Here is a 13266-nt window from a genome sequence, read left to right as displayed (position 1 = left end):
AAGTACTCCTTACTGACCGATAGCGAACCAGTACCGTGAGGGAAAGGTGAAAAGCACCCCGACGAGGGGAGTGAAACAGTACCTGAAACCGAACGCCTACAATCAGTCGGAGGCCCCTTGCGGGCTGACGGCGTACCTTTTGTATAATGGGTCATCGACTTGGTCTATCTAGCAAGCTTAAGCCGTTAGGTGTAGGCGTAGCGAAAGCGAGTCTTAATAGGGCGAATGAGTTAGGTGGATCAGACCCGAAACCGAGTGATCTAGGCATGGCCAGGTTGAAGGTGCGGTAACACGCACTGGAGGACCGAACCCACATCTGTTGAAAAAGATCGGGATGAGCTGTGCCTAGGGGTGAAAGGCCAATCAAACTCGGAGATAGCTGGTTCTCTGCGAAATCTATTTAGGTAGAGCGTCATACGAATACTCCCGGGGGTAGAGCACTGAATGGGTAATGGGGGCCCACAGCCTTACTGATCCTAATCAAACTCCGAATACCGGGAAGTACTATATGGCAGACACACAGCGGATGCTAACGTCCGTTGTGGAGAGGGAAACAACCCTGACCTACAGCTAAGGCCCCTAATTCATGGCTAAGTGGGAAAGCAGGTGAGACGACCAAAACAACCAGGAGGTTGGCTTAGAAGCAGCCATCCTTTAAAGATAGCGTAACAGCTCACTGGTCTAAATAAGTTGTCTTGCGGCGAAGATGTACCGGGGCTCAAGCCATGAGCCGAAGCTTAGGGTGTGCATTTATGCACGCGGTAGCAGAGCGTAGTGTGACATAGTTCCATTCCTCCTTAGATCCTTCGGGGTCATTGGAGGATCGGAGCTTTCAGTGAAGCCGGCCTGTGAGGGATCCGGTGGAGAGATCACTAGCGAGAATGATGACATGAGTAGCGACAAAGGGGGTGAGAGACCCCCTCGCCGAAAATCCAAGGGTTCCTGCTTAAAGCTAATCTGAGCAGGGTAAGCCGGCCCCTAAGGCGAGGCCGAAAGGCGTAGCCGATGGGAACCAGGTTAATATTCCTGGGCCAGAAGGAAGTGACGGATCTCGAAGGTTGTTCATCCTTATTGGATTGAATGGGCAGCTTAGAGGTTCCTGGAAATAGCCCTTCATGAGACCGTACCCTAAACCGACACAGGTGGATAGGTAGAGTATACCAAGGCGCTTGAGAGAACGATGTTGAAGGAACTCGGCAAAATACCTCCGTAAGTTCGCGAGAAGGAGGCCCAGTTTCTACGCAAGTATTGACTGGGGGCACAAACCAGGGGGTGGCGACTGTTTACTAAAAACACAGGGCTCTGCGAAGTCGCAAGACGACGTATAGGGTCTGACGCCTGCCCGGTGCCGGAAGGTTAAAAGGAGGTGTGCAAGCACCGAATTGAAGCCCCGGTAAACGGCGGCCGTAACTATAACGGTCCTAAGGTAGCGAAATTCCTTGTCGGGTAAGTTCCGACCTGCACGAATGGCGTAACGACTTCCCCGCTGTCTCCAACATCGACTCAGCGAAATTGAATTGCCTGTCAAGATGCAGGCTTCCCGCGGTTAGACGGAAAGACCCCGTGCACCTTTACTACAGCTTCGCACTGGCATCAGGCACAACATGTGCAGAATAGGTGGTGGGCTTCGAAGCAGGGACGCCAGTTCCTGTGGAGCCTCCTTTGAGATACCACCCTTGTTCTGCTTGATGTCTAACCGCGGTCCGTTATCCGGATCCGGGACCCTGCGTGGTGGGTAGTTTGACTGGGGCGGTCGCCTCCTAAAGCGTAACGGAGGCGCGCGAAGGTTGGCTCAGAGCGGTCGGAAATCGCTCGTTGAGTGCAATGGCAGAAGCCAGCCTGACTGCGAGACTGACAAGTCGAGCAGAGTCGAAAGACGGCCATAGTGATCCGGTGGTCCCGAGTGGAAGGGCCATCGCTCAACGGATAAAAGGTACGCCGGGGATAACAGGCTGATACTGCCCAAGAGTCCATATCGACGGCAGTGTTTGGCACCTCGATGTCGGCTCATCTCATCCTGGGGCTGGAGCAGGTCCCAAGGGTATGGCTGTTCGCCATTTAAAGAGGTACGTGAGCTGGGTTTAGAACGTCGTGAGACAGTTCGGTCCCTATCTGCCGTGGGTGTAGGATACTTGAGAGGAGTTGCCCCTAGTACGAGAGGACCGGGGTGAACGATCCACTGGTGGACCAGTTGTCGTGCCAACGGCAGTGCTGGGTAGCTATGATCGGAAAGGATAACCGCTGAAGGCATCTAAGCGGGAAGCCCCCCTCAAAACAAGGTATCCCTGAGGACCGTGGAAGACTACCACGTCGATAGGCCGGAGATGTAAGCATGGTAACATGCTCAGTTGACCGGTACTAATGGTCCGATAGGCTTGATTTGATCCAGTAGAAAGCAAACCTAACCGCGCTCAAGTAGCAAAGCGGTAGAGCTCATACTGATAAATCAAAAGCATACACACCAGTGTACTGACTTGGACAAAAATTGGATTTTTACTCGGTTTGGTGGTCATAGCACAAGTGAAACACCCGGTCCCATCCCGAACCCGGCCGTTAAGCACTGTCGCGCCAATGGTACTGCGTCTTAAGACGTGGGAGAGTAGGTCACCGCCAAACCTAGTAAAAATCCAAATTCTCTCATAACGATCTCAAAAAACAAAAACGCCCTTCGCCCAAAAGCGAAGGGCGTTTTATGTTGGGAAAAGCTTATACTCAATTCAGTGAAGCTGGCAGCCCATACTCACTAACGAAAGCGGGCAAACATCTGTCCCGAAACCCTCAAAATGAAAAACTGGACCTGTCGCGGTTTGGTGCCGCTCCTTTGATAGCATTTATTGCAACAAAGGAGATGAACTATGGGACAGATGCGGTGCAGATCAGCCCGTCAATCGCTGTTGGGTCGCGCTTGTCACATCTGATCCCAATCCGGGGCACAGCAAGGATGGCGGTGCCTGTTCGAGGCTGCGCAGAAAGGCGTAACCCGTGCCTGCCAGACCCGTCATCAAGCCTGGCGGCTGATGACGTTCCCCTCCTCCATATGGCAGGGGGCGCTGCTGAGCCAGAAAGTCACCCGCGATGAAGGCATGCACATTGTGGATAAGCGCGTGGTCTTCGCTGCAGCATTCATGACGCGCCCGCAAGATCAGCTCCAGGTCGCTGCCAACCCCATGGCAGAGACATAGATTGGTGGCAGGCGTCAATCGCGTCGCAAGCGCCCGTCGGGTCAGTCGTGTTGCTTTTTGGGCATCTTCCAGAAGCGCGGGCATCCCCGTCAGTTCGAAGGCGCGAAAACGGGCCAGACCGATCCCTGTCGCACCGTGGCACCATGCGACTTCGGTGCGCCCCTTCGCGTCTGGATCGTCATGAAACCGCAAATCCGGCCAGCATTGCCGGTCATCATCGAACCAATGATCCTCGTAGGCGAAGGCCTGCAACCCGGCCTTGGACATTGCCGGGATACTGAACGCCGTCCCCAGTTCAAGCAATGCAAGCCCGATCCCCCCTGCGCCGTGGCCATATCCCAGCAGGTTTGGGCGCGCGGGCAAATCCGATTGAAGCCACTCGGCATCGCCCGCATTTCGTTTCATCTCGGCGCTGGTGTTCCACGATAGGCCCGCATCATTCGTCTGACCTTGGCCCAGAATGGCATGCCCCCAGCTTAGCAAAGGCGCTTCAAGCTCGTCCCCATTGAATGCGGTGCGTAGCGAAAGAACCGCTGGAATAGAGGCCGCGACACCCAACATCACGTCCAGTATGCACGTGTCGGAAATATCGCTGTGCAGAGCCTGCCGGATGATCTGCACCCCACGGGCGATAAGCGCTTTGCGATCGAAAAGCTGACCGACCCGGATCGCGGCATAGCCAATCCCAACATGCCCGGTATAAAAGGACAAGGACACAGAAGCGGGGCAATCCTGATATCGGGACAGGGAGTGGTTCATCGCCCCGATCGCCGTCTGGGTGATGACGTGATCATCTGTCAGGTTGCCCAGCTCAGCCAAAAACAACGCGATGCCGGCGGTTCCGTCATACAGCGCAGGGCCCATTGTTCCATATCCGGACAACATGGTGCCAAAGAAGAAATCGTTGACCGGACCCAGCCAGTTGCAACGGTCACCGTCCCAAATCGCGTCACGCGCCAACATCTTGCCGATGGTCAAGGCGGCGTTCAGGATTTCGGTATCATTCATGCGGCCACCTCTGCGATTTCGGCGGGGAAATAGAACGTATCTGACGATCCGGGGTTCAGGTGCAGCGCGTCCGGATCAAGGCCGCGCACGGCACAGAGCGCCAAGAACTCAGACCAGAATTTGTCTGCATCCATCCGGCTGGAGATACGGCTGGACAGCATCGCCTCGGCCACAAGTTTGCTACGCGCCGCTCCGAAACTGATTTCTCCGGTCGGATCTTCCGCAAAACCGACCCCCGGAGCGATCCTGCGTGTGAATACCGGGACCTCGGCACCCAAATGGGCACCAAGAGCTGTTTGGACATCCGCAAATGCCAGCAGAAAGATGCGGACAAATCGCTGGGGCAGGTACAACACGGCAGTGTCGGCGCGCGAATAGTCCGTCAAACGGGTTGCAAACTTGCAGGTAAACGGAATCCTGTAGCTATTCAGCATACCGGTCAGCAAAGCTGCGGCGGGCTCGGCAGCTCCGGCGCCCTTCAGGTTCAGATACAGCCTGACCGTCTTCGCCTGTTCTGCGAGATCCATCTGTTCTTGCCCGAACATATGGAAAAAGCCGGGCTGCATAAGGGCAGTGCCCGTCATATGCGTCACCGTCAGAGCCGAGCCTGTGCGGATCGGCAGCGACAGGTGATCCGCCAGAAACTGGCCGGGCAGAAACTTGCATACTTTCCCAAAACGCTCGGCAATTACGGCGCCATCAGGCAGAGCTGTCCGCACGACCCACCCTTGCTGAACATCCGCGCGGGTCGTGTTGGCGTTTGAAAGCTTGGCAATCAACTTTGCATCTGGCGGCGTCGCGCGGAAGGCCTGAGAAATGTCACCAGACGGGTGCGTATAGAGGTATTTGTAAACAAACTCGGTCACTTGCGTCAGCTGATCAGCCTCGGGCGTCGATGTCGACTGGGTCGGCTGATCGCGGAAAATCAACGCGTCCTTTGGGCCGAAACGGATGTGGGATACGAAGTCTTGCAAGCGCTGTTTCATGCTGCGGCTCTTTCCGTGCCGGACAATGCGCGGACCGCCTGAGCCTGCCCTTCAGCGGCAATCAGATACTGCGCCATGTTCACGAATGCCCGTGACTGTGCCGGCAATTCATCCTGCGCAAAGCAGTACTCATATGCAGCAACCAACATCCGCGCGGCGGCCATGTTCAGACAATGTGCGCGGAAGTCTGCAAGCGGCCCCATCGTGACGGGGCGGGTTGACACATAGCCTGACCAATACGCCTGCATGCTGCTCATGTTTTCCGGGGCACCAAGAATTTGTTCGGGGTTTTCGGGGGCGTCCGGTCGCATGATCTGATGGATCAGAAACGCAGCTATGCCGCAGCCCACATCCCATGCGGGATCACCGATATTTGCGCGTTCCCAGTCGATCAATTTCAGTTTTTCAGTTGCAGTGTGGCCCGTGATCAGGAAGTTCTCCCATTTGAAATCCCCGTGGATCAATACTTCGGATGAGCTGTCCTGGCAGCCGTCAGAAAGGCAGGTCTTCAGGTCAGGCTGACTGCGGATCAGATCGATCAATTCCGCGCTCGCTTTGCTGCGCCCACGCAACGACGGCAGCGGGCTTGGGTCTTCTTCCAGACGGAAGATCCAATGCGGTTTTCTGTCGAAATTCAGGTTCAGATCCTCGACATCCGCCAATGGTACTGAGTGAAACCTGGCCGCAATTACGCCTGCCTGCCGGACAAGCTCTGGGTCGATATGTGACGCGTTTCGCGATGCCGACCCGATGTCACTTGCATCGCGGATCAGCTCCAGTGTCAGGGTCGAGCTGTCAGGATCAAAATGCAGCAACCGCGGCATCAGTTTGCGCAGGCTGCCAAACGCTGGATGGTCCGAGACCGCCTGATAGATACCCGCTTCAAGCGCAAGCGACTCTTGCGTGCCGGGCTCGGCTTCATGGGCCTGCTTCATAAAAAAGGACGGGCCGTTAAGTTGTTTGAACGCGAAGAAACGGTTCCGCTGGCGACCCACCAGAATGGCGATGGATCCGTTTACAATATCCCGGTTTGTGATCAGCTTCTGATCCAGAAGCTTTTGCATGATATTGCGTGCAACAGGTTCCATGATGGCCTCGGTCAAACATCAGAAAAAAGGGGCAGCAATCAGACGGTGCTGCCCCCAAGCATTGATCAGACAGAGCAGACAGCCGTGAACATGACCTTCCCGCAGTTGCCAGCGGCTTCCGCCATGGCATCCAGATGGGGCTGGGCTGCGGCCTGCGCTTCCTCAATACTCTTAAAGCTGCAGCCAGCGGTAAACAGAACGCTAACGCAGTTTTCACTTGCAGATAGTTGAGCGTTCGAAGCAGCTTTGGTTGCCTCGGCGACGTCCGAGAACGTGCAACCTGCTGTAAATGCAACACTAACACACATAATAAATCTCCTCTGAAGGTGTTCGGTTTCGACCATGGCGATTACTCGCCTTCTGGTGTTTCTTGACTAAACGTCAAGTAATGCTGCATATGTGTCTCAGGGCACAGGAGGCCGGAAAACTGTCGGAAATCTGATTTTCGGGTATTTCGGGGCGCCCAATTGGGGGCCAGAATGTTGCGTCAGAAGATACAGCCATCAGATATTCCGACTGCCCTCGGACAGTGTTCATTGTTTGCTGATTTGCCTGCGCAAATCGTTGAAAGTTTCACCCAAAACGCCGAGATCGTCACCGCGCCCAAGGGCAGGCTGATCGTGATGAGCGGGGACCAAACCACCGACACATATTTCCTGATCTCGGGGTCGATTATCGGCCAGATTGTTGCGCAGAATGGCCGCGAGATCTTGTTCAACAAAATCGGGCAGGGTGGATATTTTGGCGAACTGGCGGCGTTGGATGGGGCCGAGCGTTCGATCACGATCTCGGCGCAGACGGATTGCGTTCTGGCGAAACTTCGCAAAGAGGATTTCTTGGACCTTCTGAACCTCTTCCCGCAAGTTGCCATCAATCTGGCTCGTGATCTTGCTGAGCGTCTGCGCCACATGAATGAACGCGTGTTTGGTCTGATCGTACACGACGTCGAAACCCGCCTGCGCATCCGGTTAATGCAACTGGCACAAGAACAAGAGCAACTGATCGAAGGCGGCGAGATTACGGATATGCCCACCCATGAAGTGATGGCTGGCTATGTCGGATCGAACCGCGAAGCCGTCAGCCGCGCAGTGGCCCGGCTGAGCAAGGCGGGTGTGATTGAAACCACGCGCAAGAAGGTCGTCATTCGCGATCTGAACGCGCTTCTTTCCGCAGAGATGTAACGAGGTCATTCCATCAGAAACGTGCGCCTCGACACAGTCCGAAACCAGAAACTCCGCATGATGATTTGTGGGAACAGACGCGCCCGTCGACAGTGACATCGGGGCGTCAGGAAAAACGAGGAGACCCCCATGAGTTTGACAGGGAAACGGGCGCGCATTCAATCCGTCCTGACGGAGTTTCATCAGAAAGAAAAAGATGCGGGACGGATGGATCTTGACCGCAGCAAGGGCAGTGAATCTCTTGCCGGTTGGTTCCTTGGGCCCTTGGCAGAAAATCAGGACGTCCTGTCGCGTTCGGTGAGGCGCGCGGTTGAGGCGCATTGTGACGCCCGTCGTGAATATGGTGCGCAATTCGGTGATCCGCCCTTTGTAACGCCCGAGATCAAAGCCTCAGGAGAGTATAAGCGCACCATTGAAGCGCTGGATCATAAGCTTGACGATCTTCTGGGCGCGCTGCACGGCTCCATCCCGCTGTCCAGCTATCGCAACCAGTCGCATATGTACTGGGACATCACCATGCCCGGCGCGATCGGCTATTTCGCGGCGATGCTGTACAACCAGAACAATGTCGCGGCCGAAGCGTCGCCCGTGACAACCCTGCTGGAAATCGAAGTCGGCAAAGATCTGGCCCGGATGCTGGGCTACGAGGTCCCGGAGGATAATGCCTCGGGTGCAAACCAGATCACCCCATGGGCGCATATCACCTGCGATGGATCTGTCGCCAATGGTGAATCCATGTGGGCCGCGCGCAATCTGAAATACATGCCGATCACTCTGGCCGAGGCCATTCGGAATGAACCAGACATGGCGGCAGGTAAGGACGTGACCGTCACGCTGGCAAACGGACAGATTTCCAGGCTGCTCGATCTCAGCTGTTGGGAGCTTTTGAACGTCGCCGTGGATGACGTGATTGCCCTGTCCCCGCGTCTGCAATCGGACTTTGGTGTGACGCAGGCCGCGATCAAGGCCGCACTGGATAAATACTCTGTACAGAATCTGGGGCTTGCGGAATATCAGCAACGCTTCATTGCAAAAGATGTGCAGGCCCTTCCGATCGTTCTGGCCCCCGCGACGGCGCACTATTCCTGGCCGAAATCAGCGGCACTGATTGGGCTGGGTGCAAACCAGCTGCACCGCGTGCATGTGGATCTGAACGGACGGATGCGGATGGATCGCCTGCGCGAGATGTTGCAGGACTGTCTGGATAACAAGCGCCCCGTGATCGAAGTTGTGGCCGTCATCGGCTCGACCGAGGAAAGCGCAGTTGACCCGCTGGCAGACATCGTCGAGCTGCGCGAGGAATTCCGCGCCAAAGGTCTGGAGTTCTGCTTGCATGTGGACGGCGCGTGGGGCGGGTATTTCGCCTCGATGCTGCGCGACAGCAAGGACCCCATTGACCCGGATCAGGCGGGCGCGTGGGAACAGACCCCCGCCATGATCATGAGCGACTATGTCCTGCGCCAATACCGCGCCTTCAAACATGCCGATACGCAAACTGTCGACCCGCACAAGGCGGGGTTCATTCCCTATCCGGCGGGCGCGCTGTGCTATCGCAATGGGGCGATGCGCGACATGATTACCTTCACCGCGCCCGTGGTGTATCACGGGGGTGTCGATCCGACGGTTGGGGTATACGGGATCGAAGGATCCAAGCCCGGCGCAGCGGCGGCAGGTGTGTATCTGTCCCATGCAATGATTCGCCCGGATAAATCCGGATATGGGAAACTTCTTGGGAAATGTATCTTCAATTCGAAACGTCTTTATGCGGAACTTGTCGCGTTGGATGGAACGGATGATTTCATCAAGGTGGTTCCCTTCCAAAGACTGCCCGCCGAGAAAGAGGGGCTGGGTCCGGACGAGGTCGCCCGCCAGATTGCCTTTATCCGTGATCACATCGTGCCAAAACAGAATGACGAGCTGGTCGAGTTCCTGCTGAACGATCCTGAGGCGCTGAAACTGTTCAAAGAGCTGGGCTCGGATCAGAACATCGTCACCTATAGTGCGAACTTTAAAACCAGGGACGGTTGGAACAGCGATCCTGCATTGATGAATGCGCTGAACACCGCAATCTATCAGGCGCTGTCGATCAGTGTCTTTGACGGTGGGACGGTTCCGAAACAGCCGATGTTTGTGACCTCGTCTGCGTTTGACGTACCCGATTACGGACAGGAGTTCGTGGATGCTTTCGGCGCGCGTGCCGGGTTGCAACCGACCGAAGGTGCCGCGCTGTCATTCCTGATTTCCACAACGCAGGATCCATGGATCTCGGCGACGTCTGAAGGGAACTATCTGCCTGAAGTGGTTAAAAGTTTCCGTAAAACTGCACAGAATGCAGCGATTGCGGTTATGAAGGAACACGGCCTGTCCAGGGGATAGAACCGTAACGGCAATCAGCCGATGAGTTTGAAGGAGATACAATGTTCAAAGTTGGAACCGGTTGGTCCGATGATCCGGATACCAAGCTGTCTGCAGAAGATGCTCTGACCAGCGCCGTCAACGCGCTGGATGGGCAACCGCCTCGGGCTGCGCTGGTCTATGCGGCTGTCGACATGGATTTGTCCGTCGCAGCACAGGTGTTACGCGACCGGTTCCCCGATATTGTGATTGCTGGATGCAGCACGGATGGTGAGATCGCCAGCGGAGAAGGCTTTATCGAGGACAGTCTGGTTATCACTTTGTTTGCCTCGGACAGTATTCGGTTCGCGGTCGGCTGTGGGTCCGGCGCAATCGCCGACCCGAAAGGCGCCACAAAAGCGGCTGTCGACATGGCGCAGGCCGGTGAAGATGGACCGCCCGCCCTTACTGTTGCACTTCTGGAGGGGCTGGGCACCAATATCCACCACCTGCTTGATGGGCTGCGCGACGCGACGGGCCGCGATGCGATGATCGTTGGCGGCGGGGCCGGGGATCAGTTGCGCTTTGAAGGGACCAAGCAGCTTTGCAATGATCAGGTGATGAGCGACGGTGTCGTTGTGTTGATGGTGTTTGGTGCGCTGAATGTCTCGACAGGTGTGTCCACCGGTTACGTCCCCCTGGGCCAGCCACACAAAGTCACCAAAGCCGATGGCCCGGTGGTGCATTGCATTGATGACCGGCCAGCCGCAGATCTTTATTCAGAATACCTTCAACAACCCTCGGTCTTCTTTCCGCTTGCTGTGAAAGATGAAAGCCGCAAGTCCCTGGTGCTGTCGTCACCGTTGAACTTTGATGCGGAAACCGGGGCGCTTCACCTTGTAAACCCGGTGGCCGAAGGTAGCACCGTGCAGATCGCCACTGCATCCCGGCAAGAGATCATTGATGCCGCCCGCAACGCCGCCGGGCAAGCGGTGGCCGGATTTGATGGCGGGCGCATTGACGCCGCGCTCTTGTTTTCCTGTGGTGGACGCCGTGCCACACTGGGCACCCGCACCCGCGAGGAATATGACGGGATCCGCGAGATCGTCGGCCATGATGTCCCCACCGCTGGTTTTTATTGCTATGGTGAAATCAGCCCGGATACACCGGGGGGACCGCCACTGACCCACACCAATGCATTTGTTGCGGTCTTTATAGGGGAAAAAGAAGGGTAAACCGCACATGTCCGGGGCCAGCAGCGATGCAGAGCGCGAGATTTTACGGCTGAAGAGACGGCTGGAACGATCGCAACTGCGCCGCGCTGAACTGGAGCATCTGATTGACACGGGCCAGTCCTTCCAGCGCCGCGTTCTGGCCGAGGTCGAGACCGCAAAAGCAGAGCTTGAGGACCTGCATGCGCAGCTACAGCAGGAACAGCGTCGCACAGAAAAGCTTCTGCATTCCATCATGCCCGAAACCGTGGCGCACGAACTGCGTCAGAATGGCGGCGTGGTGCCCCGACGGTTTGAAAACGCAACGGTGATGTTTGCGGATTTCGTTGGGTTCACGGCCCATGCGGAAACTCTGGATCCGATGATCCTGGTGCAGCTTCTGGACCAGTATTATTCCGAGTTCGACCGCATTGCCATCGCGCATGGGGTCGAGAAAGTGAAGACCATAGGGGACGCCTATATGTGCGTCGCCGGGTTGGGCGATGATGATAGGGCGTCAGCCGATCGGATGCTCCAAGCCGCGCAGAACTGCCTGAAATACGTCAAGACCGTGCGTCCGTTTGGGATCACGGAAGATATGCCGCTGTGGCAGATCCGGATCGGCATCAACTCGGGTCCCGTGTCGACAGGGGTCATTGGTCAGGATCGCCTAAGCTTTGATGTGTGGGGGGATACGGTCAACCTTGCAGCGCGGCTGGTCAGGGCGAGCCATGTGAACAGTATGCTGTTGTCTGAAAGCACGGTTGAGCGGTTGAGGCGTTCAACCGCATTTCGATCCGACGGCCAGATCGACGTGCGCGGACGCGGGCCGGTCAATATCTTCCGGCCCGCACAGGATCACTCCATATAGATCGGGGCAACAGGCCGCACCGGCACGCCGGGCTTCCAAGCCTGATTAATGGACGGAGCAGCATATGGGAATTTTTCAGGGTTCAGATTCTGATCCGATGTACGGGGTAGGAAACTGTCCGGATCTTCCCACATGAACGGGTTCACATCCTTGATCGTCCAATAGATCGCGTCCTCTGCAAAGCTCCGACCGTTCGGATATCCGGGCTTTAGCGTCGGGTCCCAGCGCAGCATATCCGGGGCATAGAAGGTGACGTGTTCTTCGATTGTGTCCTCGAGCACTTCCAGCCGCTTGAAACTGAACCGGAATTGCGCCCCGAAATCTTCGAGACCCTGATCAGGGCTGGCCGCGTTATAAGCATCGTTGAATTCGCCGACGGTGTCATAATGGCGCCCATTGTTTTCAACTGGCAGATAATGCCACTTGTTATAGCCCACCGGGGGATCCACGAAGAAGATCCCCTGAACGCCCGCCCGGCCCATACGGTCTACGGAATGGCCCAGGTTGTCGGCGACAACGGCCCAGTAGCCCAATGCCTGTTCGGCCAGCTCTGGAACCTCCAGCACAATCAAGGTCATGTCGGTGATGCCAAACGCGCCAAGGGATGTGGGGGCCGCAGGCAGATGATCGCCGCCGGCCAATGCTTGCTTGATCGCCTGGGCAGCGGGTGCCTGAACCGAGGTGAAGTTAAAGAAGAATGGATCCCGGCGTGGGCCGATGAACAAAAGCTCTCCGTTCTCGCCTTGGGTCACTTCAAGTGGTGCATTCAGCGCCGTGGTGAAGCCCTTGCCCACCGGCTTTCCAACCCATTCATGGGACTGCGCCTCTCGGCCTTCGGCGCGCAGCATCTCGACACGCTGTTTCTGTTTCTCGCCATCGATATCCCTGACGCGGATCTTATAGGCAATGTCTGCAAGCAGATCCCCGTCCGTATCCAGCTTGAACATATAGACACGTTCCGGATCGAGCCGGATTTCATCCGACGCCTGCGTCCCCGGCGCGCCACTGCCCGACAGCGGGTTCAGCGTATAAGCCATGGTCAGACCACCGGTCTGCGCGCCACGGAACAAGAAACTGTCGCCAATGTCGGACATCGGGTCCATTTGCGTCGCTGGTGCATCCCGATGGTCAGACGCCCAAGCCACGCCTGCCACAAGTGCGGAACACAGTGTTGCTGCCGAGAAAAACGAGAATGGATTTTTCATTTCAGTGCCTCATGTGGTTGTTGCAAAAAACAGCTTAAAGCGTTTCGGGGTAAACTTGTGACACATGGTTATTCCGAAACGCCCATGACCTTGATATCTCTGACTGTGTTTCGACTTTTCCCTGTCTCAGGTTAAAGCCGAAACGCTTTAGGCGGGAATTGCATCCCGCCCAAACGTTTAGCGTTGGGATCTTCAACGGA

General features: G+C 56.3%; 9 protein-coding genes and 2 rRNA genes (1 of these 11 cut by a window edge). 6 read left to right on the top strand and 5 right to left on the bottom strand.

Annotation, left to right across the window (positions count from 1 at the left end):
- Both AKJ29_RS08230 and rrf read left to right on the top strand, forming a co-directional pair.
- A 23S ribosomal RNA gene (locus tag AKJ29_RS08230) occupies positions 1-2383 on the top strand (it extends 448 nt beyond the left edge of the window).
- A gap of 118 nt (positions 2384-2501) precedes the next feature.
- Positions 2502-2616: ribosomal RNA gene (rrf, locus tag AKJ29_RS08225) — 5S ribosomal RNA — on the top strand.
- A 260-nt stretch (positions 2617-2876) separates the two neighbouring features.
- Here rrf and AKJ29_RS08220 read toward each other — a convergent pair.
- From AKJ29_RS08220 to AKJ29_RS08205, 4 genes are all read right to left on the bottom strand, one after another.
- Positions 2877-4190: a lanthionine synthetase LanC family protein gene (locus tag AKJ29_RS08220; protein WP_055189765.1), complete on the bottom strand. Its 1314-nt coding sequence runs from the start codon at positions 4188-4190 to the stop codon at positions 2877-2879.
- Positions 4187-5176 (bottom strand): T3SS effector HopA1 family protein, encoded by a 990-nt coding sequence (locus tag AKJ29_RS08215; RefSeq protein ID WP_055189764.1) that lies wholly within the window; start codon positions 5174-5176, stop codon positions 4187-4189. Before AKJ29_RS08215 ends, AKJ29_RS08220 begins: the two co-directional genes overlap by 4 nt.
- The gene (locus AKJ29_RS08210; RefSeq protein ID WP_139231512.1) at positions 5173-6264 is read right to left on the bottom strand and encodes a phosphotransferase; all 1092 of its coding nucleotides are present in this window, start codon (positions 6262-6264) and stop codon (positions 5173-5175) included. The genes AKJ29_RS08215 and AKJ29_RS08210 overlap by 4 nt, the downstream gene beginning before the upstream one ends.
- A 65-nt stretch (positions 6265-6329) precedes the next feature.
- Positions 6330-6608, bottom strand: coding sequence for a hypothetical protein (locus tag AKJ29_RS08205; protein ID WP_055189756.1), 279 nt, complete (start codon positions 6606-6608; stop codon positions 6330-6332).
- Between the two features lie 192 nt (positions 6609-6800).
- On the opposite strand from AKJ29_RS08205, the gene AKJ29_RS08200 reads away from it, so the two are divergent.
- From AKJ29_RS08200 to AKJ29_RS08185, 4 genes are all read left to right on the top strand, one after another.
- Positions 6801-7445, top strand: a complete 645-nt coding sequence (locus AKJ29_RS08200; protein ID WP_055189753.1) for a Crp/Fnr family transcriptional regulator — start codon at positions 6801-6803, stop codon at positions 7443-7445.
- Positions 7446-7574: 129 nt separating this feature from the next.
- A complete protein-coding gene (locus tag AKJ29_RS08195) occupies positions 7575-9821 on the top strand; it encodes a pyridoxal phosphate-dependent decarboxylase family protein (protein ID WP_055189752.1) in 2247 nt (748 codons plus the stop codon).
- Positions 9822-9862: 41 nt separating this feature from the next.
- Entirely contained in the window at positions 9863-11014 is a 1152-nt protein-coding gene (locus tag AKJ29_RS08190; RefSeq protein WP_055189748.1) for an FIST signal transduction protein, read from the top strand.
- A 7-nt stretch (positions 11015-11021) separates the two neighbouring features.
- Complete coding sequence (locus tag AKJ29_RS08185; protein WP_055189747.1) at positions 11022-11861, top strand: adenylate/guanylate cyclase domain-containing protein; 840 nt, start codon at positions 11022-11024, stop codon at positions 11859-11861.
- Here AKJ29_RS08185 and AKJ29_RS08180 read toward each other — a convergent pair.
- The gene (locus AKJ29_RS08180) at positions 11849-13066 is read right to left on the bottom strand and encodes a DUF4331 family protein (protein ID WP_074963821.1); all 1218 of its coding nucleotides are present in this window, start codon (positions 13064-13066) and stop codon (positions 11849-11851) included. The genes AKJ29_RS08185 and AKJ29_RS08180 overlap by 13 nt on opposite strands.
- Positions 13067-13266 lie beyond the last annotated feature (200 nt).

The organism is Aliiroseovarius crassostreae (assembly GCF_001307765.1).
GTDB classification, from domain to species: Bacteria; Pseudomonadota; Alphaproteobacteria; order Rhodobacterales; family Rhodobacteraceae; genus Aliiroseovarius; species Aliiroseovarius crassostreae.
The sequence above is the reverse complement of the archived record's forward strand: the minus strand, read 5'-3'. Positions and strand labels throughout refer to the sequence as shown.

Excerpts from the sequence above, each read along its gene's own strand:
- AKJ29_RS08185 (WP_055189747.1), top strand. The coding sequence starts at position 11,022 with ATGTCCGGGGCCAGCAGCGATGCAGAGCGCGAGATTTTACGGCTGAAG.
- AKJ29_RS08190 (WP_055189748.1), top strand. The coding sequence starts at position 9,863 with ATGTTCAAAGTTGGAACCGGTTGGTCCGATGATCCGGATACCAAGCTG.
- AKJ29_RS08220 (WP_055189765.1), bottom strand. The coding sequence starts at position 4,190 with ATGAATGATACCGAAATCCTGAACGCCGCCTTGACCATCGGCAAGATG.
- AKJ29_RS08215 (WP_055189764.1), bottom strand. The coding sequence starts at position 5,176 with ATGAAACAGCGCTTGCAAGACTTCGTATCCCACATCCGTTTCGGCCCA.
- AKJ29_RS08205 (WP_055189756.1), bottom strand. The coding sequence starts at position 6,608 with ATGGTCGAAACCGAACACCTTCAGAGGAGATTTATTATGTGTGTTAGT.
- AKJ29_RS08195 (WP_055189752.1), top strand. The coding sequence starts at position 7,575 with ATGAGTTTGACAGGGAAACGGGCGCGCATTCAATCCGTCCTGACGGAG.
- AKJ29_RS08210 (WP_139231512.1), bottom strand. The coding sequence starts at position 6,264 with ATGGAACCTGTTGCACGCAATATCATGCAAAAGCTTCTGGATCAGAAG.
- AKJ29_RS08180 (WP_074963821.1), bottom strand. The coding sequence starts at position 13,066 with ATGAAAAATCCATTCTCGTTTTTCTCGGCAGCAACACTGTGTTCCGCA.